Origin of the sequence: Kitasatospora sp. NPDC089797, assembly GCF_040684795.1 — a bacterium.
GTDB lineage: Bacteria > Actinomycetota > Actinomycetes > Streptomycetales > Streptomycetaceae > Kitasatospora.
Window position 1 is genome coordinate 22,847 of record NZ_JBFBGS010000065.1, and the last position, 23,270, is coordinate 46,116.

Genomic DNA, 23,270 nt, shown 5'->3' on the forward strand with positions numbered 1-23,270 from the left:
TTCTTCGGCGATCGATGTCGGTGGCGAGCGGTGCCAGGAGGTGATCCAGGATTCGTCCAGGCGCAGATTGAACGAGCACACCGTCCGACCGTCCCGGTGGTACCGGAACCCCGGTGGCACCGGCTTGCCGTTTTCGGACGCCCTCCACTGTCGTGCCGAGACCGTCACCGGCTCACGGTTCCGGAGCCCACCCGGCGGCCACCACCGAACACGGTCCCCCGGAGCAGCACGTGGACCCGACGAGTGCACCTGGTGGGGGCGACGTCCCGGCCCCGGCGGCCGGGACGTGACCACCATCGCCTCTGACCGGTACCTCGCCCACGGTCGTACCCGGGTACGCCCTCCTCGCCCGCCGCAGCCGGGGCCCCGGACCTGGTGGGCGTTCGGGCCGGGGGCTCCCGGGTCAGAGGGCGTAATCCCATTGGCCGTCCCCGACGCAGAAGACGTCGGGTTCGCGTCGGAGCTTGTCGCGTTGCCGGTCGGTCAGCTGGGCGCAGAAGTTGTTGGCCTCGGCGCAGGCCCACAGCAGGGTGCCGTCCAAGCGGGCGAGCAGCGCGTCCAGGTCGCTGTCGTCTGCCACCCAGACCGAGTAGTGGCCCGCAACGCGGTGCTGCTCAGGGACTCGGAGGTAGCGGGCGATGCCGTCGACGCAGTCATGCTCGACGTACTCGACCTGGCGGTCGCTCCGCAGTACGGCGAGCTGGTCGGCGTCCAGGTCCGCTCCGACGACGAGGCCGTGACGCGTCCGGGCCGCGCCGGGGTCGATCCCGTATCGGGCCAGGATGTCCAGGACGCTCGGGCGGGTCGGTTCGGCGTGCGCCCAGTGCGTGGTGTAGATCAAGAAGCCGCGCTCCGACTGCGGCTGCCCTGTCGAGAACAACGGTGCCTCGTACGCGCCTGTCACATCGTCCACGCTTCCCCCTCCGCCGTCCGCCCTCCGGCATCGGCACGACAGTCTCCGGCACACCCGGCAGGACAGCAAGATGGGTGCACCGCGGCCAAACCCGGTGAGGCTGGTGGGACTTCGCCGCGACGGCACCGCCGGGCGCGGGTGGGAGATGGGGCCGTTTCCGGGGCCGGCCTTGTTCTGGGCGGTGGTGCTCGGCGGCCCGGCCGGCCCCGGGCCCCGGTCAGTGGTCAACCGCGCCGCGGCAGTCGTGCGCCGCCCCGAAGCCGAACAGGGCCGGTGCGTTGGTGTGGAGGATCTTCTCGATCTCCTGGTCGGACAGGCCGGATTCCTTGATGTACTCGAACGCCCGCCCGTAGGGCTCGACCGCCAGCAGGGCGGAGAAGTCGCTCCCGGGCACGAGGCGGTCGGCGCCGAAGGCCTCGCAGGCGCATCGGAGGGCGGCCTGTGAACCCCATCCGACGGTGTCGTAGTAGAGGCTGCGGGCCGTCTCGCTGGGCGGGCTGAGCAGGTCCGGCGTACTTGCCTGGCCGTCGAGGCGCGCCAGTTGCATGGGGATCAGGCCGCCCAGATGGGCGATGACGATCTTGATGTTCGGATAGCGGGCCGGGATGTTCCGCTTGATCAGGTGGAGAACGATGGCGGTGTCCTCCAGGGAGGCCCCGACCGCCGCCGTGAAGCCGTAGTCGTTGATGAACGGCGAGCAGATGCCGTTCTGGCTCGGGTGGAAGAAGAGGGTCGTCCCGCGTGCGTCCATCTCCGCGTACAGCGGCTCGAATTCGACCTCGGCCGTGGAGCGGTCGAACACCGAACAGCTGAGGGTTACGCCGACCATGCCCAGTTCGTCCAGCCCGCGCCGCATCTCCTCGAGTGCCTCCCCGACATGCGGCAAGGGGAGCGAGACGAAGGCGGAGAACCTGTGCGGGTGGGAAACCGTCAGCGCGCGTAAACCGTCGTTGAGCACGCGCGCCGCCTCGACCGCCGACCGGGATTCCGCCGCGTAAGGTGCCAGGCTGCCCGGCGAGAGGATCTGGCGTCCCACTCCGGCATCGTCCATCATGGCGATGCGCTGCTCGATCATTCCCGGTTCGTCGGACATCGCCGCGAACATCCGGCGTGCCGGTGATTCCGGGTCCGCCGTGGGCGCGGTCGGCGTGCCGGGCGCCGTGGCCGTCCTCTCCAGCACGTGCCGATACGCACCGGGCAAGTAGTGGGCGTGTACGTCGATGATCACGTCTGCTGATCCTCCTCGCGCCCTGAGGGGTGCTCCGACGGCGCGGCGGCTGGCAGGGCGATCGTGGTGGCCGTCGTCCCGTGGCCGCGGCTGCCGGCCCTGTCCGGAGTTACCAAACGATCGTTCGGAGAGTTGCCGAACAAACGTTAGGCAACTGGGGGATCCTTGTCCACCGCCGGGCCGGGATCCCTCCGCGGGGACGGCAGGGGGAAGTGGCGGGGGAGGGGAGGAAATACCGGATATCAGGCGAAGACCAGTGAGACGAACTCGTCGACGAAGGCCGTCACGGAGTCCGCGTCGTTGTGTTCGGCCGAGTCCTGGAAGAGGGCGACGCGACCGTGCGCGCCGACGAACGCGATGACAGCAGCTCGCTCGGCAGTCACCCGGAGCGCTACCCCCGCCTCGGCACAACGCGCGAAACCGGCGACGAGCAGGTCGATCACGTCGTGCAGCGGCCCGGACGGCCGGGCGCCGGGCGCGGTCCGGGGCGGCCCGTCGGCGGTCATCAGCCGGTAGTGCCCCGGGTTCTCCACCGCGAACCGGCAGGAAGCATGGATCATCGCCCGCACGCGGCCCACCACGTCACCGGCGTCCACCCGGTGCTCGGCGGCCTCCATCGTGACGCGCAGCCGGGCGAACTCGTGCTCGGTGAGGCCCGCGACGAGCGCAGCGCGATCGGAGAAGTGCTGGTAGATGCTGGCCGGCGCGATCCCGGCGGCGCGGGCGACACCGCGAATGGTCAGCCCGTCCTCTCCGCCGAGCTCGGACAGCAGCCGGCTGGCCGCGGCGAGGATCTCCCCGCGCAGCTGCTCGCCCTCCCCCCAGCGGTTGCGCTTGCGTGGTGCGCTGACCTGAGCCTCTTTCGACACGTGCCCATTCTTGCCGCCCCCGCCCCCGGGTCACAGTCCGCCCCCCGACCGGTGGGAACGGACCGGCGGGAACGGAGAAGTCCGGCACCGGTATGTGCTCAGCTCGACGGGCCTGGGCGTTCCGGGAACAGGAGCGCGACCCGGGTGGAAGAGGGTGGACACTTCACCGGGTGATCGTGATGCAGCCCGTCGTGGAGATAGTCGTCCCCGATGCGTTCGCCCTCTGGCCTGTCGCCGAGGTCGAACGCTTCGGCTTCCAGCCGCTCAGCGGCAAGCTCTCACCCGCCGAGGTCGGGACAGCAGTCATGGGCATCATCCGCTGCAACGACACCGAACCGGACAGCGACCACCCGCCGCGGCCGACCGACCCGCTCGGCTCCTTCCTCCACGGACTGCTGACCCTCGACCCCCTTTTCGCAGCCGGCGGCTTGCGGGTGACGGACACGTCAACAGGCGTCACCTTCCTGCCCGGGTGCTGCGACGGGCTGGAAGACTGGCGGGACTGGCACCGGCTGATCGACGACGGCGGCCCGCTCTGGTTCGGCCACGATCCCGTGTCACCGCTCGCCGAACGCATCGGCGACACCGTCCGGCTCACCGTCGACACCTGTCGGCACGACAGCCCGGTGATCGAACTGCCCGTGACCACGTTCGGCCGCCTTCTCGCCGACGCCGAACGCGACCTGGCCGGCTTCCTCGCACTGGCGGCCGACTGGGCTCCCGGACACCTGCCCGACCACGCCGACTCCGTTACCGCCGCGCTCGGTCGACTCTTCGGCCTGCCGGCTCCGGCCGCAGCACCGAAGGCATGAGCAACGGCAAGACGTAGCCGTGTGATCGCCTATGGCGCGGGCGGGCGCGTTCACGCTTACCTGGCTGGGCAGTTCGACATGTACGCCGACCGCCCGGAACCGGCTTGGCCGCTGTCGTGGCGGCCGGATATCCCGGAGGCAGCAGTCCACCACGACCACCGGGGGGCGCCCATGAGCATCCCCCGGCCGGTGGCCTTGCATGCCCCAGTGGTGGCAGGCGCCGCCCCCGGAACTCCCGGGCGGGGGATGGACCGGGTGGGGTTCCCCTCCCGCTGCGCCGGGCCCGGTGTGCCGTCGTCATCCGCGCCCGGTGCGGTGCCTCGCGCGTGCCGTCGGAGTGGAGGCGATCCCGGCCGTCGCCGCGCCGTCGTTCCGGCCACCGTCGGGCTCGGGGCGGCCTTTGGCGGGGGGTTTGGTCACTGATCCCGGTCGGCGGTGTAGGCGGTGAAGTCCGGGGCGAGCGCGGTTTCCAACTGCCGGCGGAGTTCCGGAGGGCAGGCGGGGTTGGCGGCCACGTTGCGGCGAACCGCGGGTGACGGGTCCTCGGCGAGCGTGGCGAGTACGTCGAGCGGGAGTTCGGGGTTGCCGGCCAGCCATTTGCGGTTGTCCGGGTCGGTCGATGCCGCCGTGGCCCGCATCAGCTTCCGGTCGGTCGTCCGGTACAGGGCCCACCAGCGGACGATGTCCTTCCTGCTGCGTGCCGCGGCGGTCACCAGCCGGGGCGGGGTTGCCGGGTTGAGGACGGCGAACACCCGGACCTGCTGGTCCCGGTCACGGGCGAGCTTCGCCAGGAGCTCGGCGGGGGTGCTCGGGTTCCGGGCCACGGCGACGCGGATGTACCACTCGTCGCGCGCCGCCCGCCGCAGGGCCGCGACATCGGTGGTGCGGCCGACGGCGCTGCGTCGTACGTCCCAGGCGTCGTCGTCGAGCATCCGGTCGACCAGGTCGGAAGGCGTATGGGGGTGGGCGAGCACCGCGACGCGGACGTCGGCGGCCGGGCTGGCCGTCAGGGTGCGCAGGAAGTGTTCGGGGAGGTCCTCGCGCAGGCGCGGCCCGGTCCGCCGGCCGCAGTCCATGATCCATTCGTCCCCGTGGTACCAAGCCGGCGCCTGGAGCATCCGGTCGCAGCCCGGGGCGAAGACGGCGTTGCAGGGCAGCTGTTCTTCCACGGGTCCTCCTGGCGTCGGCAGCCCGGCGGGCTTAGCGTCATTGAGACGATAACACTTTTCGTCTCAATGACGATAATGAAGCCCGGGGTGCCCGCGGACCGCATCCCAGGCCAACCAGCGGCGGCCGATCTCCAACCAGCAGACGTCGGCGTTCAGCGGCACCGGCAGCCCGTCCCGGCAGCCCGTCCGGGTGGCCGGTGCCCGGACCGTCCGCCCCGGGTGTACCTCGGCGTGCCCGCTGCGCCCCGGTGGCGCCTGCGGCGGCGAGCCCACCACAGCTTCTCCGCCCGGCAGTTCCCACAGCTCGGTTCCAGCCGCACGTCCGCCCGCGCCGGCCGCTGAGCGGGTGCCAGCTGGGGGCGGAGGGCGCGCGTTGGCTGAGAGGTCCTCGGTCCGGGCGGCACCGGTCGGGACGGTGGTGGGCTCTTGGGAAGCGGCCGGGTCCTGATCGGCGGTCAGTCGCAGGTCCGCCGACGCCGGCCGGGTACCCCGGAGGCCCGCCGTGCGGCCGGGACGACCAGCAGCAGCGGGCCTGGAGCGCCAGCGCCGCTCCGGGGCCGCCCGGCCACGTTCTCGCCGGTCCGTTCCTCTCCGGTGCCGGGGCGGTGGCGTTCGACGTACGCGCGCGGGCGGTGCAACTGGTCGCCGCTGCCTGCGGCGTGGGTGATGGGCTGGTGCACCCTGCCCTCGCCGACGGGCGGTTCGGGGTGGGGGAGGGGGCGAGCGCGGTCATCGCTTCCCGCACCGGGTAGCTCCGGTCTCCTGCGCACCCCGCCTGCCCGGATCGATCCGGGCAGGCGGGCGAAAATCCGTGCGCATGGCCTGGCGGTGTCGGGGCAGTCGTGGCGCCGAGTCCCTGATCGTTGTGGAGGTCGTGATGGTTCCCCTTCTGCTGGTGCTGCTGCTGGTCGTGATCCTGTTCGGCGCCGGGTTCGCGCTCAAGGTGTTGTGGTGGGTGGCCGTCGTCCTGTTCGTCTTCTGGCTGCTCGGGTTCATCGCCCGCGGTGCGCACCCTTCGGGTGGCCGGCGCCGCTGGTACCGCTGGTAGCCGCAGTGCCCTGCACCGGCGGGCCCCGGGCCGACGGGGCCCGCCGGTGCAGGGCGGACGCGGGGGAAGCCGGATTCGATCTCTGAGAGGTGCGGACATGACCACGACCCTGTTGCTGTTGCTGGTGACCCTGGCCGTGACGGCGATCCTGGCCGCGATGGCACCGCCCGGCGCCGTCCGCCGCGCCCGCCGCATGGCGGCGCGCACCGTGGTGCCCGCGCGGTCCCACCGCCCCGGGCGCACCCCCATCGTGCGCTGAGCGAACCGGGCCCTACGGCTCGTCCGGTGGTGTTCCTGGGCGGGGTGTCGGGTGGGTGCGCGTCACGGGCAATGGGGTGTGGCGCGCACCGCCGCTGTGATCTTTCCAGGGCTCGCCGGTCTCGTGCCGGGCGGGTCGGCGCCCGCTGCGCCGGGGGACTTGACGCGGCTTGCGCTGTGACTCCTGCTGTGGCGCCTGATGGCCTGCCCGTGTCGCCGCCGTGCTCGCCCGGCGCGCCGGGCGCGCGACGGGTGTTTGCGGTAGTGGGTCAGGGCAGGTCGTCAGGTGTGGCGAGGGCGGGGGCGAAGTCGGCGCGGGCCTGGGCGAGGACGTCGGCGGACGGTCCGCCGGGAGCGCACCAGGCTGCGAGGTCCCGGGCCTGGACGAGGTAGCGGCCGGAGTGGAGCTCGGTGACGGTCCATCGGGACAGATCCAGCACACGGTCGAGGTGGACGCTGTTCAGTAGCTGGAGGGCGTGTACGTCAGGTAGGCGCCGGGTCCACAGCGCGTTGTTGGTGTTCACGGCGCGGACGGGGAGGGACGGCAGTGGCCGGCCGCGATCCGCCCAGCCGTAGGACCACTTCGGGGTCAGGTCGATGAAGGCGAGCCTCGCTGTGGCGGAGTTCGACACGACGGCCTCCCGCGCCCGCTCCACCAGGGCCTCCCAACCGGCGGTGGGGTCGTACGCCTGGTAGACGGTCAGGCCGTCCTGTTGCACCCACACCCGGGCGGCCCGGGCCCGTGCGGGGTCGAGGTAGGCGAGGATGGCGCGGACGTTCACCAGCGACCGCGTGAAGTGCTGCGCGACGTCGGCGGAGGTGTCGAGCTGGAGGACCGGGCCGGCGGCGAGGTGGGCCTCACCCCCGCCGAGCCGAGCCCAGGCAACCGCGTCCTGGCACCAGCGCGTGGCGAACGACCGCTCGGTGAGGGGCTGCTCCAAGGCGATGAAGGCGCCGGCCCTCGGTTCCCGGCCGAAACGGAACCATCTGGGCGGCATCGCCGTGGGGGTGGCGTGGAGCCGGCCGGAGAAGCCCTGCTGGTCGAGTGAGCGGGCGAAGACGTCGAGCCAGGTGATCAGGGAGTCGGGTCCCCAGTAGTCCTCCACCCTGACGTCGACGCCCGCCAGGCTGAGGACGGGTGACTCGCCCCACATGTTCCCCTCGCTGCCGTCGCCGTTGGCCGCGCGAACCGCCTCCCGGACTGCGCAGAGAAGCCCGTCCTCGTTCCCCGGACCAGGCTGCTCCGGCACGTACTCGAGGTGACAGCCGTCGTGTCCGTTCTCTTCCAAGCTGCGCTCGATCGACCGGTGGTCGACCCGGATTCCCCCTGCGGTGGTCATGATTCAGGACTCTATCGACGGCCGACGACACCGGCCCCGGCCCCGGCCTTCGAACCGGCCGGCGCTGACGGCCTTGCCGATGGGCTGGCTGCGGATCGGCGCGCGCCGGCACGCCGCCCGGTTCCTCCGAACCGTCAAGCTCCGCTCCTTCAACCTGCGGGCGACCGCGAGACGGCGGATGCACGCCGTCGCGGCCGCGTTCCGCACGGTCACCTCGACCCCGCCGACAAGGAGCGGCACGGCGGGCTGGTCTCCTGGCTGGAGCGGCAGCGCTACCTGAACGGCCGGCACCTCCTCGACGCGGCCCGGGTCAGTGAACTGGACGCGCTGGGGATGGTCTGGTCGAAGAACGCCAACGCGTGGGAGCACGGCCACGCCTACACCCGGGCCTGGGCCGCCCGCCACGGCCACCTCGCCGTCCCCGCCGCCGAGAAGCTCGACGGCTACGCGGTGGGCGCGTGGATGCGCCGCCAGCGCAAAGCCGAGAACCTGATCACCGACCATGCCGCCAAGCTCGACGGCCTGGACGCCCTCCACCGGTACCTGCAGACCGTTACCGGCTGACCCCGTCCAGGGCCTCGTGGCCGTCGCCGGGTGTCGCCGCGCTGTTGCCGCCGCCGTGTCGTGCCGTCTTCATCGCCGGGGTGTCGAGCCTGCTGGTCGCTCACTGCGCCCCCAGCTCGTACGCGGGTAGGTCGGTCAGCCGGATGGTGGCGGGCGTGATGGGCCTGGCAGGGTCGGTGGCGATCTGCTGCTGTGTCGGCTTGGCTGTTGTCACTCACCAGCCTTCTTCGCACGCCTTCGCCACCGTCGATTCACCCGCCGAAGGGAAAAATCCAGACCGGGTCGTGCTCAGGCTCCTTCACCGCCGCGACGGTTCCCGGGTGCCATCGGAAGTGCAGCCTCAGTTCGTCCGGAGCGGTACTCACCGAGTCCAGGCGCAGCCGCCGGTCCGCCTCGTTCGTGAAGCGCGGTTGCGTCCAGTGCATGGACACCGTGGCGATCGGGCCCTCGCTTGTAGAGGGGGCGCCCTCGAAGAATATTGACCAGTTGGAGCCTCGTGTGTCGGGTTGTCGCCCGGGTGCACGTCGTCGCGCGTCAGGATTACTCGCATGCCGGAAAGCTAGCCCGACAGGCCTCTTATCGTCAATCTGACATAAATGGCTTCGTTGAGGATGGCTACAGTGGCTGTGCTCCCCCTCTCCGGATGGATTCGTGCACTTCTCCGGTCAGTGGCCAGCGGCGGTGACCGCATGGGCTCGCCGGATCGCCCGGTCGCGCGGGGAGGGCGAGCCCGCCGTCCCCGCCGGTGCCCTGGTCACCGCCCGGGCCGAGATGCAGCCTTGGCAACCCCGGGGCGCCGAATCCCGGGGCGTCGCCGGACGGGTCGTCCGGCAGTTGCGCGACGGCGAGCTGGACCATGGGCCTCACCCACTGCCGCGTCCCGAAGGGCTCGCCGCTCACCGGGCCCGGAAGACGCTGCCGCGTGGCGCCGGTGATGTGCCTGGCGTGCCCGAACGCGGTGGCCGTCACCTCCCAGCCGCCGCGGCTGCCGCTGTTCGCCGACCACGTCGAGCGGTTGCGCGAGCGCCTGGACCCGCCGGTGTGGCACCGGCACCGGGTCGCGAAGGTGAAAGTGACGGCCGAGCTGTTCGAGGAGTGCGCACACCCGCCGCCCACAGTGAGCCGACGTGGACCACCGGCCCGGGTCGGCTGCGGCAACGTCCCCCGGAGGGGCCACCCGGGAGTACGGCCGCGGCCTGTGCTGCGGGCCATGTGGCCGTCAAGTCAGCTGCAAGAGAGTCGAGTTGGCTTTCAATCGGTTTGTCGTGGCCGATACGGGCTACACGGCGGACATGAGCGGCAGATACCGAGGAGCGGGCGCGGCCCGCGCAGTCATGCTCGTCGCCGACGTCCTCGCGGGCGTCCTGGGGCTCTGGATCGCCCTGTCCCTCCTGGGCGCCAACCCGTCCAACGACCTGGCCCACGCCGTCCACGAGGTCGCCGACTGGCTGTCCACCTGGGCGCGCGACCTCTTCGCCCCCTCGCAGGACTGGCTGCGCACCCTGCTGAACTACGGCATCCCGGCGCTCGCCTACCTGCTCATCGGTCACATCGCGGCCGGCTGGCTGCGCCGCGTGGACTGACCGCCACGGCCGGGTCGAACGTCCGGCGGGACGGGCATCCCGGGTGCCCGCCAGTCGTCCCCTCCCCCCGGCCCGCTGTTCCCGCCGTCCCGGCCACCGGCGGCCGAGGGGCGGGTCAGCCGACCATTCCGGAGGCGTCCACCATCGACCGGGCCAGGCTGGAGTGCACGGTCCGGATGAAGGCCTACCAGTTCGTCTGCTTCGCCGGATCCGAGCAGGACTCCGGCGGGATCCGGCGCGGTTTCGCCCCGCGCTCGGACGGCAGGAGGAGCGCACTTACGGCTCCGCCAGCACGGGCGGCTTCGACGCTGCCGAATGTTCCCGGTGGGTCGCCGAGCACCACGGTGACGTGACCGAGGCGATGTGGGAGTGGCTGGTGGAGACCGGCCACGCCGTCGAGGACGCCGACATCGCCTACCTCGAAGTGCGCGGCTGGATCCCCGAGTAGCAGTCCCGCGGTCCCAGCACGCCCGCCACCGACCCGGCAGACGAAGGTGCACCCCGCCGTGGACACCGCGACCACCAATGGCCCGGTCGTCGCCAAGGCCTGCGTCCCGGCCCAACCGACCGGCACCATCGTGAACCCGTTGCCGCTGCACTGGCTCCAGAAGGACGCGGTCCCTGCGGCGGTGCGCTCGGCGAAGGACAGCGGGCGGGCGACGGTGGTCGGACCGCTCCCTCATGGTGGACGGATAAGAGGTCAGAGGTCCTGATTTATGAGACCAAAGACCATGTATCAGGAATCGAGAATCGGATGATGATTCTTCCGTGGGCGTCGATATTGAACGCGAGGGGGTCTGTGCGGCGAATGTCCGGTGTTCCGGGCGAATTTTCGCCGCGCTGTCGCGTCCGGAATTATCTCACCCTCCTCGCTGTCCGGCACGTGAAAGGAAGAGCCTGATGAAGAAGAATACGGGAAGGCTTGCTTTTAGTGCGTTCTCGGCGGTGGTCACTGCCGGGATCCTGATGTCCTCCACGCCGGCGGTCGCCGCGGCCGTCGGTCCCGTCGCGCCTCGGGTCGAGGCCCGTACCGCAGCCGCGGGGGAGACCCCACCGGCCGCACTCATAGGGCCGAACGGCGAAAGGCCTGTCGTGTGGGGATCCGTCTCCTTCGACGAGGGCTCCGGGCCGGTCACGAGAGAGAACGTCGGCGGCGGCACGTGGCAGCACGGATCGATGCGGGACGGTGGTTACAAGAAGTGCTATTCGAACTACACCCACCCCACCAAGAAGCATTCTGCCAGTGTCGCTATCGCGGATCAGGTCAACAAGGACGTTCAGGAAGCCGATATCTGGGCGAAGGCCGCTGCCACAAGCGGCTGGGCCTACACGTGCAAATCCTACTGGGGCATCTACTGATTTCTCTGCGCTCACTTGAAGGTGGTGTGGCCGCCTGTCTGCGGGGTGGGGGGCATGCCGCTGGCATTATTCCGGGAATCCGGAAAGGAGAAGTGGAGTCCTTCCATGCGTCCTTCGTGCCTGAGTCTCGCGCTTTCCCTCGCGAGCGGGCTGGCCGTCGGAGTGTTCGGGCCGCTTTTGGAAGCGTCGGGGAATCCGGTCGGCCATGTTGCGAGCGTCGTGCTCGTCGCGGGATGGATGTACGCGCTGCTCGCCTTCGGCGTGGGATGGGCGGCCCGGTCCAAGGTGGGAGCGGCTCTCAGGGCCTGGGTCGTGTTGGTGGTCGCGGTCGTGTCCTACTACGTGACGAAGGCGGTCCTGGGCGACTTCAGGGTGCCGGACTTCAACGATCCTGCTGACGGGGCCGTCGTCTTCGGGTGGAACGAGTTCTTGTCCATGATCGGAGTGTGGTGTGTTTTCGCCGCCGTGCTCGGGCCGCTGTGCGGACTGGCCGGATACCTCTCCCGGACCGGCTCTGGGTCCCTCCGGCCGCTTCTGCGGCTGCCCCCACGGCTGCTCGTCCCCGCCCTCGTCATTGTCGAGACGACCATGCGGCTGGCCTACGAGTCCGACACCGGACCGGACGCGCCCGTTGTCTGTGCGGTTTGGACCGTGACCCGCGCCCTGGCGGCAGCGGTCGCCCTGGTGGTGGCGGGCACCGCGCTCGTCGCCGACTTGAACTCCCGGTCCGCCGGCGTGCGCCCGCATCACTCGGACTGAACGGCGGCCGCACCATCGAGGGCGTCGCCGTCCGGGTCGGCCAGCGACTCCTGGCGATGACCTGCGCGATCTGGCACAACCGCACCACCGGCCAACCCGTCACCCGCTCACTCATCGCCTACGGCCACTGACCGACTTCGGAACTCCTCGTCCAGCCGGGCGGACCCGGGCCCCCTGTGGCTGCGATCGATGGATCGCGATTCCGAGCTCCGGTTTGCGAGGCGGGCGATCTCTCCGGTTAGTCGGCGTCGGCGGGCAGGAGCAGGAGCTTCCCGCGGGCGTGCCCGGTCAAGCTGATCTCGAGGGCCTTGCGCCAGTCCGTGAGAGGGAAGGTTCCGGCGACCGGCACGGTGAACCTGCCTTCGGCGGCCAGCTGCGCGAATTCCGGGAAGACGCCGAAGAGTTCGTCGTCGGTCCGCTTCGCGGGGTCTTCGTGAAAGGTGTCGCGTACCCCGAGCTCTGCCGCTGCGGCCATGTCGGAGCAGGTCAGTACACGCTTGGGATCGTCGCCGACGATCTCGACGAGTTCGGGCAGGGCGCCGCTCGGCGGCGCGGTGTCGAAGGCGAGGTCGACCTGGCCGGCGCCGAGGGCCTTGACCCGCTCGGCCAGGCCTTCGCCGTAGCCGACCACCGCGGCTCCGAGGGTGCGCAACTGCTCGGCGTAGGTCTGCCCGGCGGTCGCGATCACCCGCGCCCCGCGGATGACGGCGATCTGCACGGCCGCGTAGCCGATGGTGGTTCCGGCGCCGTTGATCAGGATGGTGCTGTCCGCGGCCAAGCCGAGTCGCGCGAGGTGCCAGGACGCGGTGCTCAGTGCCATCGGGAGCGCGGCGGCCCGGGTGAGGTCCAGGCCCTCGGGCACGGCGAACCAGTGATCCAGCACGGCGCGGTCCGCCGCGCCGGCGCTCGGCTGGCGGGCGAAGTCGGCTGTGCCGAACACGCGGTCACCGACGGCCACGTCCGTGACGCCCGGGCCGACGGCCTCGACGATGCCCGAGACGTCGCAGCCGATGCCGCGCGGCAGGGTTCCGGGGAAGAGCCCGCGGCACAGGGCCCAGTCGGCCGGGGCCAGTCCGCACGCGTGCACGGCGACGCGGATGCGGCCGGGTCCCGGCTCGGGCACGGGAGCGGTCTCCAGGCGCAGGACGTCGGCGGGCTCGCCGTTCTCGTGGAAGCGCAGCGTGCGCATGGTGCCGGGCGCGGAAGCGGGTTCGGCCATGAGGTCCCCTCCAGGGCTAATCGGAACATGTTCCGTTTTTGCTCGGGCCTAGACTAGCCCAACGACCCGCTCAAATGGAACGTGATCCGTTTAGACATGACCATCGACCCGTCCCCGGCAGCCCGCCAGCAGATGCTGCGCGCCGACGCCGTGCGCAACCGCGAGACCGTGCTCGCGGCGGCGACCCGCGCCTTCGCCACTTCCGACACCGAGCCATCGATGCGCGCGATCGCCCGAGACGCGGGCGTCGGCGTGGCCACCGTCTACCGCCACTTCCCGACCCGGGAAGCGCTCGTCGACGCCGTCTACCAGGACCAGGTCGTCCGACTGACCTCCGGGGCGCGCGAGTTGCTCGCCAACCATCCGCCCGCGCAGGCGCTGCGCCTGTGGATGGACCTGTTCGCGCAATGGCAGGCCACCAAGCACGGGATGACCGACACCCTGCTCGCCATGATCGATTCCGGTGAAGTCTCCCTCGCCCACACCCGGCAGGAACTCCTGTCGGCCATCACCACGATCCTCGACGCCGGCGCCGCCGCCGGGGACATCCGCACCGACGCCCGCGCCGACGACGTCTCCGCCGGCATCCTCGGCATGCTCGCCGTCGCCGCCAAGTCCGCAGACCCCGCCCAGGCCCGGCGCCTCCTCGACCTCCTCATGGACGGCCTCAGTACGCGCCGAGGCGCCACCGGAGAATGACGCTTCAGATCCGGCTGTCCATCGTGCCCATCAGCTCAAAGGAGCCCGGCCCCGCGAAGCCGGCGGCGCGGTGACGACGCTGACCCTGCCCTCGTCGCCGCTCTCGGATGAATGTCGCGCAGCGGCCCGGCACGCGACCAAGGGTGCGCACGGGACCGCAGTCGGGTGTCGGCGACGGCCGGATCTGCACTGTGTCCAGCCGTCCCGGGTAGGCCAGGCTGGTTGTCCACTCACGACGCGGGAGGATCCATGAGGAGTCAGACAGGCCGTGCTCTGGCCGTGGGCGTCGCCGGCTTAGCGGCGGCGGGCAGCCTGTTGCTGACCGCGCCCACCGCGCAGGCCGCGACCACGGCGCACTGCACCACCGCATCGGGCGGCATCAGCCTCACCACTCCCACGCTCGGGCCCTCCTTCACCGCGGCGTTGAGCAACTGCGGCGGGTCCTTCACCGACCTCGGAGCGCCCTACACGTTCACCCTGGCCAGCATAAGTGTGGGCTACATCAACGGACGTGGCATGCTGAGTTTCTACGTGTACAGCAACCTGACCGCGACGTGCACGACCGCATCCGTGAGCGGCAACCTGCTCCAGGCATCAGGGTGCACCTACGCAGCCACGAGCTGACGGACCGGTGGCCGTATCAGCCGTGGGGAAGCCCCGCGGCAAGTGGCCCGGCCCCGCGCCACAGGACAGCTGCCCGGCGCCTGCCGGCCCTGCCGCAGCGCCCTGTCCGCCGCCCAGACCCATCCTGCCCGGTGCTCGGTCTCGTGGTCCTGCTCCGGGAATTGCTCCGTTGTTGACACCGCGCGGGATCTTCCGGGCAGGCAGACTCGGCGGTCATGGCGTCGACGGCGAGGGCCGTAGGCCCCTTTCCGGCACGCCCGGACTCGATTCCCGACCGCTGCGCCGCCAGTGCAGGGCCGCGGGCCTGACCGCCGACCAGGCCGCGAAGCTCGACGGCCTGGACGAGTTGAGGCGGCTGGAGCCGGACCGGAACAGGTCGTACCGGCGCCTGCTCGCCTGCCCGGAGGCCGGCGGCACCCTCACCGGCCCCGCCAACCGCGCCGGCGGCGAAGCCGACCCCGGGCCTGGCCGGAGGTGCGGGTGTCGGTGACGAAGGCGGTGTGGATCCGGCCGACGTCGAGCGGGCGTTCGCGCCCGTGCCGGTCGGCGAGCTGTTCGGTTGCGGCGCAGCGAAGATCGGGCCCGCAGCCAGGGGCGGGGCAGGACTCGTCGGGCGGGGGGTGTCCGGTGCCTGCCGGGAGGCTGTCGGCGGGCGGCCTGGCTGCGGATCAGGTGCCGGACGGGTCGACCCGGTTGGCCGGGTCTCCTTGGCAGTACGCGTAGGCGTTCAGCCCTCCGCTGGCGAAGGGGGAGTCGAGATCGGGGGAGAGGAACCTCTGGAGCCAGGGGAGGTAGACCCGCCGGCCGAGGGAGTACCAGGCGAGGTCAGGACTGGCCTGCGCTCCGGCGAAGCCGGCGGGGGTCAGGCGGTCGATGGTGCCGGGCAGCGTCCGGGCGAGGTTGCCGGCCAGGGCCTGCGGTGTGCTGTTCAGCCTCTTCGCGGCGGCTATCAGCTGGTCGCCTCCGGCCTGGGTGATCTGGTCGGCGGTGACCGGTTCGTTCTCGCCCTGCCCGAACCAGGACGGGGTCTGCGGCAGGTTCAGCTCCACGACCACGTCGTTCTGCGGGTCGGGCTGGTCGGGGTTGCCGGTGGTCAGGAAGAGGGACGTCGACACGGGCTCTCCAGATTTAGATCTTTCTCGCTTGCCGGGACGTTACCGGGTCGTCCCGTCTGAGGCGCGGGTTTCACGGAGCCCACGGCTCCGGGCCTCGACCGCAGGGGGAGGGGGCGTTCCAGCTCCCGCCCCGCTGCCCACAGCTCTGTCCACCCACACGCCCGCCCGCTGCTGCTGAGCGGGTGCCAGGCCGGCGCGGACGGGCCGCGGTGGACCCGGTCCTCGGTGCGGGCGGCGTCGGTCGGGTCGGCCGTGCCGCCGCCGGCATCGGGCCCGGTGTCGGTCGCATGCGCTGCGGCTTCGAGGGCACGCGGGAGGTCGGGGGGAGGGGTGGTCCTCGTTCAGGCTGTTGGCCGGGGCCTGGGTCTGTTCCGGCCTCCGGGTGGTGACGAAGTCGAGGGCGGCGGACAACTGCTCGGCGGTGACGTGCACGGTGTTCCCGTTCGGGCCTGTGGATGCGGTCCTGCGTTCGGCGTATATCCCGGTACCGGACGGCCCAAGTTCCCCGGCGGGTGGGGGAGTAGGAGCGGTTCGTCATCGAACGGGCTTTAGGTTTCGAGGCTGCCACCCCCAGGCGGACCGGCCGACGGCCGGACCCGCCCCGTCCAGGAAGGACCTACGACGATGGACCGAAGCCGCCCCACCCCCACTACGGCGCTCCTTGCCGCCTTGCTGTTGACCGGCCTCGCCACCGGGGCCGGTCCGGCCCGTGCCGATGCGCCGGGCAACCCGCCGACGGCCGCCGGCCCTGCGGCCGGTCCCGCGACCGCTCCGCCCACCGTCGCCGACCCCGCCGTTCACGACGCGTTGGTTGCGGCGCTGCGGCAGGCGCAGGTCGACAGTCCCAACGCGCCGGCCCGGCACATCTGTTACGCGACGCACGTGGCGTTCATCGGCTGGCAGAAGCCGGTCTGCGACGGGCGGCCCAACGGGACCGAGGGGCAGAGCCGGGCCATCCAGGCGATCGACATCATCGCCACCAACACCGGCGGCGTCTGCGCCGACGCCAACGTGCAGAGCATCGGCTGGCAGGGCTGGCGGTGCGGTGACGACGGCACGGACATCCTCGTCGGTACGACCGGGCAGTCACTGCAGATGGAGGCCCTCGCCGTCAGCATCGCGACCAACGGGATCTGCGCCGATGCGTACGTGCAGGACCACGGCTGGCTGGGCTTCCAATGTGCCGCTGCCAAGCAGGTCGCCGTCGCCGGGACGACCGGCCAGGGGCTGCGCATGGAGGCGGTCGAGATCGTCGTGTGATCCCTCCGGGGGCTCGAAATGACAGCCCCGGCGGCACCCGGTCCGGGTACCCGCCCGCCGCCCTGGCCGTCACCGGCGCCGGACCCCTCGTGTTGGCCAACCGCCAGGAGGCCGTGGCGGACCTGTCGGCCGAGGTCTGGCGCGGCTCCTGGTGGACCGTGCCCCAGGGCGCGGCATCGGGGCCGGACGGACCGGCTGCGGATCGATGCGCGCCGACTTCGCCATAACGCTGCAGCACTCGCCTGAACCTGTAAAGATCGCTATGCCGCGCAACGGAGTTCCGCTGCGCGGCATAGCCGTACCTGAGGAGACCGCAGTGGGGAACTCCCGCCCGGGGACCCGCATGCTGACCGTCATCGGCGTGGTCGTCGCGCTGTTGACCGCAGGGGTGTTCGTTGCCGTGCAGCTCACCAGGGATGCGCACGAGCGTGACGCGGAGACCGAACTCAAGCGGCGAGTCGACTTGTTCGTCGCCGCGCTGAACAAGCAGTCGGCGGCCGGTCCGATCTCGCTGACCGACGCGCGGAAGCTGGCCGAATCAACCGGCCAGGGGGAGCTCGGCACGGTGATCGTCAGGTCCGCCGGAGCGGACGCCGTGGTCTACTTTCAGGGAAACGTGCGCTACGAGTCCCCGCCCACCGGCTGGGGCGGCGTGGTGGCGGGCTGCTACCAGGCGACCCTGCCCGGCACCGATGCCCCGGCCGTCCGGGAAATCTCCTGTGCACCGGACCAGTTTGGCCAGTAGTCCCACAGGCATGATGGCAGCTTGCTCGGACCAAGAAGACAGCCGCGTGTTCGTCGAGCTCCTGAACAGCTGAAACGCCTCGGCTCTTGAACTGGGCGAGGCTCCTGCGCATCTCCATGACGGCGCGGCGGGTGTGGACGGACTGCACGCCGGCCATGGCGTCGAGCGCACGATCAACCAGCTCAAACACTCCGGAGCCGTGGCCACACGCTACGACGAGCGCGCCTACGTCCTCACCGGCACCGTCACGGTGGCCTCGATCCGGTTCTGGCTCAAACCCTGACGAGCCGGTTCCCTCAGCGGGCTTCCGGCTCTTCGGCCTGCTCCGTGAGGCGCGCGGCAATGTCGTCCCAGTCCGGACCGTGCAGCCACAGGTTCTGCGCGGCCTCCCGCAGAAGAGCCGGCTCATCAGGCCGCTGCAGCAGCACGAGCCGATACGCGAGGTTGCGAACCCACACCGGCAGCTGGCCGTCGACCACGTTCGGGCAGAGCTCCCGCAGCATCGACAGGATCGCGTCCGCATCCGCGAACGTCAGCTCCTCGACGAAGTAGTGCTCGCGATGCTCCTGACCGCACGCCGGTGACGGACGGTACTCATCTCCGTAAAGACACCGGGCGTGCTCGGTCAGCGTGCTGTGCATGCGCTGCAGCCTACGACGTCATGATCCGCCGACCAGAACCCTTAGGCCGTATCAGCCTCGGACACCCTGCGTTCGCGGCGGAATTCAGCGACGAGCGTGAAGAAGAGTTCGATCGGATCTTGGGTCAGTGCTTCAGCTTCCCGCTCGATCTCGACCCACCAGCCCAGCGCGACGGCCGGGCTCTCCTCGGCGGCCGGCCGCGGGTACGCCACGACCGGGCGCGCATCCCGGAGTTGGCCGTGCCGACCAGGACGACCAGTGGCCGCGGGAAAGATCGTCGGGGTACCGGGGCCCGGCTGATCCACCGAATCCGGGGCACGGTCGCCCGTCCTCCCGGCGGCCTTCACGAATTCCCTCCGTGGTCACGTGGTTGGGCGCTCCCGATGCTCGCGAATCGCGAGCAGAGGTCATAGTCTTCGACTATTCCCAAACTGCTGATGGGCTCATAGTGGGGCTCCATGGAGCGGAGGTCCCTATTCTGGCCACCAGCCGCGCGGATCGCGGGGGCCGGTGGCGTTTGGTCAGGTGAACCCAGGTGAAAGCCCGTTCCGGAGGCGCACCTGAGGGACGCGAATTCGACCGCGGGCGTCGGCTTGATGTTCCAGGAATGACGAAATCCGCAGCGCGCAGGGGGCGTAAGCCCATTTCTCCGGAGGTTCAATGGCCCGGGGTCTTGGGACGTTGGTCCTGTTTTCCTGCGTGGATCTCACCGGCCTCTTCCGCGCTGTCAGTTCCGCGTGGAAAAGTCCGAGTCCGAGATCACTCCCGGGCGGAGCGGACCTGTTCTCCCCGACCCGGAGCACCCGATACCTGTTTCTTAGGGGATCCATGAACAGTCGTCAGCACACCGCCGGCGGAATTGTCGCAGCCGCCGTCGCGGGTTCGCTCGTCCTGGGGATCGCTCCGGCAGCACTGGCCGATGACGCGACCTCCACGGCCGAGCACGCGGCGTCCGTCGTCGAACGGGCCACCGGTACCGAAGGACTGGCCCCGACCGTCGACGGCGTCGCGGCCACCGACGGCCGGACCGGGCGGGTGCGCGTCGCCGTTCCCGAGACATCCGGCGGCGCTGTGGAGGCCATCGCCGCCGACGGAACCAAGGTCGCGCTCGGCCTGCCGCGCACCAGGGACGTCACCGGTGTCCGGGCCGGCGCCGGGACCGTCGTCTACCCTGACGCCGCTCCGGCCACCGATATCGCCGTCCAGGCCACCACCGACGGCGGCGCCCGCGCTGTCGCCACCCTCAAGAATTCCGAGGCCCCCGCCGAGCAGCGCTACACGCTCGACCTCCCGGCAGGCACCGAAGCCGTCGCCAACGACACCGGCGGCTACGACCTCGTCCGCGCCGTCGACGGCGGTATGGCCGTGGCCGTCGGTCAGATCGACGCACCGTGGGCCAAGGACGCGAAGGGCAGCCCCGTCGCCACCAGTTACAGGCTCGAGGGCAGCACCCTCGTCCAGAAGGTGGAGGCCACCAAGGACACCGCCTTCCCCGTGGTGGCCGACCCCAAGGTCACCTGGGGGTACGTGACCGGCACGATCTACTTCAACCGCGGAGAGACCCGCAGCATCGCCCTCGGCGGCGGCCTCGGCGCCACGGCGATCGCGGCGATCCCCGGCGGGCTCACCACTGTGGTCGGAGTCACGATGGCGGCGATCACCGCGCGCGCGGCCGCGGCCTACGATCGGGGCAGGTGCTTGAAGATCAAGCTGCCGCACGTGTACCCGGATCACTACGCGGGCGGCTACTGCCAGTGACCGCAATGCGTTGCCGGCCCCGGAGCCCGGCCGTAGACCCGCACGTCCGACGCCCTGAGTCCCGAGCAGTGGGGAGAAGCCGCTGATGTCCGTGTTCCTGCCGATCCTTGTGATCTCGGCTCTTTGCGTCTCAGAGGCCGTGGCCATCCGCAGGCGCCCTGACCGCTCCTTCCTCCTGCTGTTGAAGAACGACCGGGCGGCCCTGGTCGTCGGCGCGCTCTGGTGGGTGTTCGCCATCGCCGTGTCCATCCCCGACGGCAACGCCGCAGGAGGTGCCCTGTTCGGCTTCCTGAGCGCCTGCGTCGTCGGCTGCACCGTGGCGACGCTGCGCAGGAACAGGGCCCGCCGGCATGCGGCCCGGAGGACGACGACCTGACCACCGAGCCCCTACCCGGGACCGGGTGACAGCCCGTCCAGCAGGGCCTCAGCGTTCCCACCCGGCGCCAGGTCCCGCCACGGCCCCACCCCTCGGGCGCGGTGCCGCTGCTCCGCCCGGTCGCCGTTCAGGTGCTTGTCAGCACCTGAACGGCGACCGTCTTCACCACGGTGTCGGGTCGGTCGACAGGGCCACCTTGGTACCGGCGGGTGGTGAGGAGGTAGACCTGGGGCATCATCAGCGGCACGGTCCACCTCAACCGGGACGAGACCGACGAGCTCATCCCCGGAGCCGGCCTCGCGGTTCTTCCCGGCCTGTGGTCCGGACCGCTCTCCATTCCAGGGGTCGTTACCGCCGCCCAGGCCAACTACGTCTACAACAAGGGCCAGTGCGTGAAGATCAAGTACGGTGCGAGCGTCGAACTGACCAGGGCCGGAGGCTACTGCCGGTGATCATTCTGTGGGGATTCGCAGGCCTTGTGATCGGTTCGGGCCTCGCCATGTTTGTCTCCGTCGCAGCCCGGCAGGGAAAACCCGCCCGGGTGCGCGCGGTAAGCGCCGTCGGCGCGCTCGTGCTCGCCTCCTGCTACGCCAGGGGCCTTCGTCTCGCTGCTCCTCACCCTGGAGTGAGCGACTACCTCGTGTTCAGCACGGCGACCCTGGTCGGCCTCGTCGTCGTGATCATCCGGCGGTTCTGGACCAGACACCGTTCCCGTTGAGTGACTGCGCTCAGGAACCGAACGACGGGCTGGACCGGGAGGGTGGGGATGAGGAGCGGGCGACCCCACCGACAGGGCCGGGCGCGGTGGGGGTTGTTGTCCGAGGCGGGGACGGAACCGGTGTCCGGCCGGCCGCGGGTCACCGGGGCCTCGTGGTTGCCGGGGCTCTCTAGGTTTGAGGGGCGCCGGCAGGGCTGGTCTGCTCGGCAGGTTGGTCGAGCTGCTGCTGGCGGCGGCGTTGTTCGTTGCGCAAGTCCTCGACCCGCTGGGTGAACAGGGCCAGGGCCTCGCCTTCTTGGTGGGGCTCGAATCCCGCGTAGGCGCCGACGCCGAGGGTGAGGGCGTACGCCTCTTCTTCGACGGCGTCGGCGGTCTGCTGCAGGAAGTAGCTGCGCTCGCGGTACTTGTAGTAGCCGGCGAACATCGCGGCCAGGGTGATGGTGAAGCTGATGCCGGTGACCAGGAAGCTGTGCCAGCGGGCGGGGTACCCGGAGTCGAGGGCGCCCACGGTGGTGGTGACGGTGGAGCCGGCCATGACGACGGATTGCAGGGTGTTGTGGACGCGGCGGTACCTGCGGCTGTCGGTCCGGTACTGCCCGGCGATGTCGGCTACCTCCTCGCGGTACAGCTGCCGCCGCCACCCCAACGACGGGTTGGTGAAGGCACCGACCTGCCGCAGCTTTTCCCGTGCCTCGTCCAGCGTGTCTTCCAACGCCGACGTCGATTCCAGCGGCCGAAGACGGATCGCGGCTATCACCGCGGCGGTCCCCGGCACTGCCACCACGATCACGAGGATGATGTCCACGGGGATACGGCGAAGCACGGCGTCCAGGTCCAGTAGGTTCCAGGCGAGCCCGGCCAGAAGAACGGCCCCCGCTACCGTCCCCGCCCAGGTCCGCACGCGCGACAACCGCCGGCGACGCGCGAGCGCCCGTTCCGCACGTCTGAGGTCCCGCCGAGCGCTGACCAGCCGTTCCTGCTCCTTGCGCCGCTCCTCTGCGATCCGCGCTCGCTCCGCGGCCTGCAACGTCTTCTCGGCATCGCTCAGACGATGTGACGCGTCGTCGTCCATACTGCGAGCCACCGCAGCACCCTTCCACCCCGGCCGCACCCCCGGCCACCCGGCCCTACCCTGTCACGGACCTGACCGGCCGCAGTTCTACTCCGACGAACCGAGCGTCTGCACGGCCTGATTGCCTCGGACGGCAACACCCCGGACCGGCACAAGACGTGGTGGCCCGGTCGGCGAACGTCGTGTTGCGGTCGTGTTGGTCGTGCCGGGGTCCGATCGGGGGTGAGGAGGACTCGGTCCTGGAGCCGGCCGAGAAGGCCCGGCTGGACCGGTTGGAGTGCCCCGGCCCGAGTGCGTACAGGCCCGCGCCGCAGAGGACTTGGGCCCGCTGATACCGCCGGTTCCGACCGGGCGCGAGCTGGTGGCCGTGTTGGTCTCGGCCCCGGACGGTCCGTGGTGGGAGGGCCGGGTGCCGGACGCGAGGTTCCACTCGGTGAAGGACCGTCGGGCGGTACCGTACAGGCCGACACGGGCGACGGGACGACCGTCATCGCACCCGCCACGGCCGACGGCAAGGTCACAACCGCCGCACCTGACGGCCTCGCAGTCGGCTTCGGTCTTCCGGGTACCAGGCACACCACGGCAGTCAGGGCGGGTAACGGGACCATCGTCTACCCCGGTGTCGGTCAGGACGCCGCGCCACTGGGTGTTTTCGAAGCGCCCTGGGCGAAGGACACCTTCGGCAACCCCGTGCCCACCAGTTACCGGCTCGAGGGCAACACCCTCGTCCAGACCATCGCCTTCGACGAGAACACCGCCTTCCCCCTCGTCGCCGATCCCTTCTGGGACCCGCGTACCTGGGACCTGGGGTGCCTCTCCGCGGGACTGGGCACGATCGCCGGCGGTGTCGGTGCGGCGGCGTCCGTCCTGGGAGCGCCCGTGACCGGAGGAGCCACTCTCGCAGCTACGGGAGCGCTGTTGGGCGGTGCGGGGTCGGCCCTGGCGGGGCTGGAAGCATGCGGCTAGGAACCAGGCGGGTCCTTGCGACGGGGGCGATCGTCTGCGGCGTGGCCGCGACTGCCATCGCCTTGATCGTCGGACCCAGGTGGATGGCCATCCCGGCGGTCCTGGCCGTCGTCAGTACTACCGTCGGGCTGAAGCTGAACTCCAGGCCGCGCAGGCCCTGACGGCACGCCGAGGC

The 23,270-nt window shown here is 70.9% G+C and carries 26 protein-coding genes and 2 pseudogenes; 18 read left to right on the forward strand and 10 right to left on the reverse strand.

Translation table 11 applies throughout. The features are described from left to right. Window positions 1–403: 403 nt before the first annotated feature. From AB0O91_RS36200 to AB0O91_RS36210, 3 genes are all read right to left on the reverse strand, one after another. A complete protein-coding gene (locus AB0O91_RS36200; protein WP_363442330.1) occupies window positions 404–913 on the reverse strand; it encodes a hypothetical protein in 510 nt (169 codons plus the stop codon). A 217-nt stretch (window positions 914–1,130) separates the two neighbouring features. Next, window positions 1,131–2,141 (reverse strand): amidohydrolase family protein, encoded by a 1,011-nt coding sequence (locus tag AB0O91_RS36205; protein ID WP_363442332.1) that lies wholly within the window; start codon window positions 2,139–2,141, stop codon window positions 1,131–1,133. Window positions 2,142–2,383: 242 nt separating this feature from the next. Next, window positions 2,384–3,010 (reverse strand): TetR/AcrR family transcriptional regulator, encoded by a 627-nt coding sequence (locus AB0O91_RS36210; RefSeq protein WP_363442334.1) that lies wholly within the window; start codon window positions 3,008–3,010, stop codon window positions 2,384–2,386. A gap of 179 nt (window positions 3,011–3,189) precedes the next feature. Between AB0O91_RS36210 and AB0O91_RS36215 the strand changes: the two genes are divergently transcribed. Further along, a complete protein-coding gene (locus AB0O91_RS36215; protein ID WP_363442394.1) occupies window positions 3,190–3,822 on the forward strand; it encodes a hypothetical protein in 633 nt (210 codons plus the stop codon). Between the two features lie 416 nt (window positions 3,823–4,238). Here the strand turns inward: AB0O91_RS36215 and AB0O91_RS36220 are convergent, their stop codons facing one another. Continuing rightward, on the reverse strand, window positions 4,239–4,991 hold the full coding sequence (locus AB0O91_RS36220; RefSeq protein ID WP_363442336.1) for a hypothetical protein: 753 nt from the start codon (window positions 4,989–4,991) through the stop codon (window positions 4,239–4,241). A gap of 877 nt (window positions 4,992–5,868) precedes the next feature. Between AB0O91_RS36220 and AB0O91_RS36225 the strand changes: the two genes are divergently transcribed. Next, window positions 5,869–6,039 carry a DUF5670 family protein gene (locus AB0O91_RS36225; protein ID WP_363442338.1) on the forward strand — a complete coding sequence of 57 codons (171 nt, stop codon included), beginning with the start codon at window positions 5,869–5,871 and terminating at the stop codon, window positions 6,037–6,039. A 97-nt stretch (window positions 6,040–6,136) separates the two neighbouring features. After that, window positions 6,137–6,298: a hypothetical protein gene (locus AB0O91_RS36230; RefSeq protein ID WP_363442340.1), complete on the forward strand. Its 162-nt coding sequence runs from the start codon at window positions 6,137–6,139 to the stop codon at window positions 6,296–6,298. A 268-nt stretch (window positions 6,299–6,566) separates the two neighbouring features. Here AB0O91_RS36230 and AB0O91_RS36235 read toward each other — a convergent pair whose 3' ends face one another. Continuing rightward, entirely contained in the window at window positions 6,567–7,547 is a 981-nt protein-coding gene (locus AB0O91_RS36235) for a hypothetical protein (RefSeq protein WP_363442342.1), read from the reverse strand. A 21-nt stretch (window positions 7,548–7,568) separates the two neighbouring features. Between AB0O91_RS36235 and AB0O91_RS36240 the strand changes: the two genes are divergently transcribed. The 6 genes and pseudogenes from AB0O91_RS36240 to AB0O91_RS36265 all read left to right on the forward strand — a co-directional run. Then, window positions 7,569–8,201: a helicase associated domain-containing protein gene (locus AB0O91_RS36240; protein WP_363442344.1), complete on the forward strand. Its 633-nt coding sequence runs from the start codon at window positions 7,569–7,571 to the stop codon at window positions 8,199–8,201. 1,292 nt (window positions 8,202–9,493) lie between these two features. After that, entirely contained in the window at window positions 9,494–9,784 is a 291-nt protein-coding gene (locus AB0O91_RS36245; protein WP_363442346.1) for a hypothetical protein, read from the forward strand. Window positions 9,785–10,290: 506 nt separating this feature from the next. Continuing rightward, window positions 10,291–10,497, forward strand: coding sequence for a hypothetical protein (locus AB0O91_RS36250; protein ID WP_363442348.1), 207 nt, complete (start codon window positions 10,291–10,293; stop codon window positions 10,495–10,497). A gap of 187 nt (window positions 10,498–10,684) precedes the next feature. Continuing rightward, window positions 10,685–11,143, forward strand: a complete 459-nt coding sequence (locus tag AB0O91_RS36255) for a lactococcin 972 family bacteriocin (protein WP_363442350.1) — start codon at window positions 10,685–10,687, stop codon at window positions 11,141–11,143. Between the two features lie 105 nt (window positions 11,144–11,248). Continuing rightward, window positions 11,249–11,902, forward strand: coding sequence for a hypothetical protein (locus AB0O91_RS36260; protein ID WP_363442398.1), 654 nt, complete (start codon window positions 11,249–11,251; stop codon window positions 11,900–11,902). Beyond that, window positions 11,902–12,033 (forward strand): annotated as a pseudogene (locus tag AB0O91_RS36265) (IS982 family transposase); the annotation flags it as partial. The gene AB0O91_RS36260 and the pseudogene AB0O91_RS36265, both read left to right, overlap by 1 nt. 107 nt (window positions 12,034–12,140) lie before the next feature. On the opposite strand, the gene AB0O91_RS36270 reads toward AB0O91_RS36265, so the two are convergent. Then, window positions 12,141–13,091, reverse strand: coding sequence for an NADP-dependent oxidoreductase (locus AB0O91_RS36270; protein WP_363442396.1), 951 nt, complete (start codon window positions 13,089–13,091; stop codon window positions 12,141–12,143). A 126-nt stretch (window positions 13,092–13,217) separates the two neighbouring features. On the opposite strand from AB0O91_RS36270, the gene AB0O91_RS36275 reads away from it, so the two are divergent. Both AB0O91_RS36275 and AB0O91_RS36280 read left to right on the forward strand, forming a co-directional pair. Beyond that, on the forward strand, window positions 13,218–13,820 hold the full coding sequence (locus AB0O91_RS36275) for a helix-turn-helix domain-containing protein (protein ID WP_363442352.1): 603 nt from the start codon (window positions 13,218–13,220) through the stop codon (window positions 13,818–13,820). A gap of 249 nt (window positions 13,821–14,069) precedes the next feature. Next, complete coding sequence (locus tag AB0O91_RS36280) at window positions 14,070–14,444, forward strand: hypothetical protein (protein ID WP_363442354.1); 375 nt, start codon at window positions 14,070–14,072, stop codon at window positions 14,442–14,444. Window positions 14,445–15,112: 668 nt separating this feature from the next. Here AB0O91_RS36280 and AB0O91_RS36285 read toward each other — a convergent pair. Continuing rightward, on the reverse strand, window positions 15,113–15,559 hold the full coding sequence (locus AB0O91_RS36285; protein ID WP_363442356.1) for an RHS repeat-associated core domain-containing protein: 447 nt from the start codon (window positions 15,557–15,559) through the stop codon (window positions 15,113–15,115). Window positions 15,560–16,183: 624 nt separating this feature from the next. Between AB0O91_RS36285 and AB0O91_RS36290 the strand changes: the two genes are divergently transcribed. The 3 genes and pseudogenes from AB0O91_RS36290 to AB0O91_RS36300 form a co-directional block, all read left to right on the forward strand. Then, complete coding sequence (locus tag AB0O91_RS36290) at window positions 16,184–16,819, forward strand: hypothetical protein (protein ID WP_363442358.1); 636 nt, start codon at window positions 16,184–16,186, stop codon at window positions 16,817–16,819. A gap of 343 nt (window positions 16,820–17,162) precedes the next feature. Further along, window positions 17,163–17,564 (forward strand): hypothetical protein, encoded by a 402-nt coding sequence (locus AB0O91_RS36295; RefSeq protein ID WP_363442360.1) that lies wholly within the window; start codon window positions 17,163–17,165, stop codon window positions 17,562–17,564. 154 nt (window positions 17,565–17,718) lie between these two features. Beyond that, window positions 17,719–17,847 (forward strand): annotated as a pseudogene (locus AB0O91_RS36300) (IS5/IS1182 family transposase); the annotation flags it as partial. A 13-nt stretch (window positions 17,848–17,860) separates the two neighbouring features. Here AB0O91_RS36300 and AB0O91_RS36305 read toward each other — a convergent pair. Then, complete coding sequence (locus AB0O91_RS36305) at window positions 17,861–18,205, reverse strand: hypothetical protein (protein ID WP_363442362.1); 345 nt, start codon at window positions 18,203–18,205, stop codon at window positions 17,861–17,863. Window positions 18,206–18,246: 41 nt separating this feature from the next. After that, window positions 18,247–18,552: a hypothetical protein gene (locus AB0O91_RS36310; protein WP_363442364.1), complete on the reverse strand. Its 306-nt coding sequence runs from the start codon at window positions 18,550–18,552 to the stop codon at window positions 18,247–18,249. Window positions 18,553–19,033: 481 nt separating this feature from the next. Here AB0O91_RS36310 and AB0O91_RS36315 point away from each other — a divergent pair, with 481 nt between their 5' ends. From AB0O91_RS36315 to AB0O91_RS36325, 3 genes are all read left to right on the forward strand, one after another. Beyond that, window positions 19,034–19,963, forward strand: coding sequence for a hypothetical protein (locus AB0O91_RS36315; protein ID WP_363442366.1), 930 nt, complete (start codon window positions 19,034–19,036; stop codon window positions 19,961–19,963). 85 nt (window positions 19,964–20,048) lie between these two features. After that, complete coding sequence (locus AB0O91_RS36320; RefSeq protein ID WP_363442368.1) at window positions 20,049–20,339, forward strand: hypothetical protein; 291 nt, start codon at window positions 20,049–20,051, stop codon at window positions 20,337–20,339. 448 nt (window positions 20,340–20,787) lie between these two features. After that, window positions 20,788–21,057: a hypothetical protein gene (locus tag AB0O91_RS36325; RefSeq protein ID WP_363442370.1), complete on the forward strand. Its 270-nt coding sequence runs from the start codon at window positions 20,788–20,790 to the stop codon at window positions 21,055–21,057. A 169-nt stretch (window positions 21,058–21,226) separates the two neighbouring features. Here AB0O91_RS36325 and AB0O91_RS36330 read toward each other — a convergent pair whose 3' ends face one another. Then, window positions 21,227–22,129, reverse strand: coding sequence for a DUF4231 domain-containing protein (locus AB0O91_RS36330; RefSeq protein ID WP_363442372.1), 903 nt, complete (start codon window positions 22,127–22,129; stop codon window positions 21,227–21,229). Between the two features lie 690 nt (window positions 22,130–22,819). On the opposite strand from AB0O91_RS36330, the gene AB0O91_RS36335 reads away from it, so the two are divergent. Beyond that, on the forward strand, window positions 22,820–23,095 hold the full coding sequence (locus AB0O91_RS36335) for a hypothetical protein (protein WP_363442374.1): 276 nt from the start codon (window positions 22,820–22,822) through the stop codon (window positions 23,093–23,095). The last annotated feature ends 175 nt before the right edge of the window (window positions 23,096–23,270 follow it).

Coding starts and splice junctions, on each gene's coding strand:
- AB0O91_RS36215 (WP_363442394.1), top strand. CDS start 3,190: ATGCAGCCCGTCGTGGAGATAGTCGTCCCCGATGCGTTCGCCCTCTGG.
- AB0O91_RS36255 (WP_363442350.1), top strand. CDS start 10,685: ATGAAGAAGAATACGGGAAGGCTTGCTTTTAGTGCGTTCTCGGCGGTG.
- AB0O91_RS36305 (WP_363442362.1), bottom strand. CDS start 18,205: ATGCACAGCACGCTGACCGAGCACGCCCGGTGTCTTTACGGAGATGAG.
- AB0O91_RS36260 (WP_363442398.1), top strand. CDS start 11,249: ATGCGTCCTTCGTGCCTGAGTCTCGCGCTTTCCCTCGCGAGCGGGCTG.
- AB0O91_RS36270 (WP_363442396.1), bottom strand. CDS start 13,091: ATGCGCACGCTGCGCTTCCACGAGAACGGCGAGCCCGCCGACGTCCTG.
- AB0O91_RS36330 (WP_363442372.1), bottom strand. CDS start 22,129: ATGGACGACGACGCGTCACATCGTCTGAGCGATGCCGAGAAGACGTTG.
- AB0O91_RS36230 (WP_363442340.1), top strand. CDS start 6,137: ATGACCACGACCCTGTTGCTGTTGCTGGTGACCCTGGCCGTGACGGCG.
- AB0O91_RS36280 (WP_363442354.1), top strand. CDS start 14,070: ATGAGGAGTCAGACAGGCCGTGCTCTGGCCGTGGGCGTCGCCGGCTTA.
- AB0O91_RS36275 (WP_363442352.1), top strand. CDS start 13,218: ATGACCATCGACCCGTCCCCGGCAGCCCGCCAGCAGATGCTGCGCGCC.
- AB0O91_RS36290 (WP_363442358.1), top strand. CDS start 16,184: ATGGACCGAAGCCGCCCCACCCCCACTACGGCGCTCCTTGCCGCCTTG.
- AB0O91_RS36320 (WP_363442368.1), top strand. CDS start 20,049: ATGTCCGTGTTCCTGCCGATCCTTGTGATCTCGGCTCTTTGCGTCTCA.
- AB0O91_RS36295 (WP_363442360.1), top strand. CDS start 17,163: ATGCTGACCGTCATCGGCGTGGTCGTCGCGCTGTTGACCGCAGGGGTG.
- AB0O91_RS36315 (WP_363442366.1), top strand. CDS start 19,034: ATGAACAGTCGTCAGCACACCGCCGGCGGAATTGTCGCAGCCGCCGTC.
- AB0O91_RS36225 (WP_363442338.1), top strand. CDS start 5,869: ATGGTTCCCCTTCTGCTGGTGCTGCTGCTGGTCGTGATCCTGTTCGGC.
- AB0O91_RS36245 (WP_363442346.1), top strand. CDS start 9,494: ATGAGCGGCAGATACCGAGGAGCGGGCGCGGCCCGCGCAGTCATGCTC.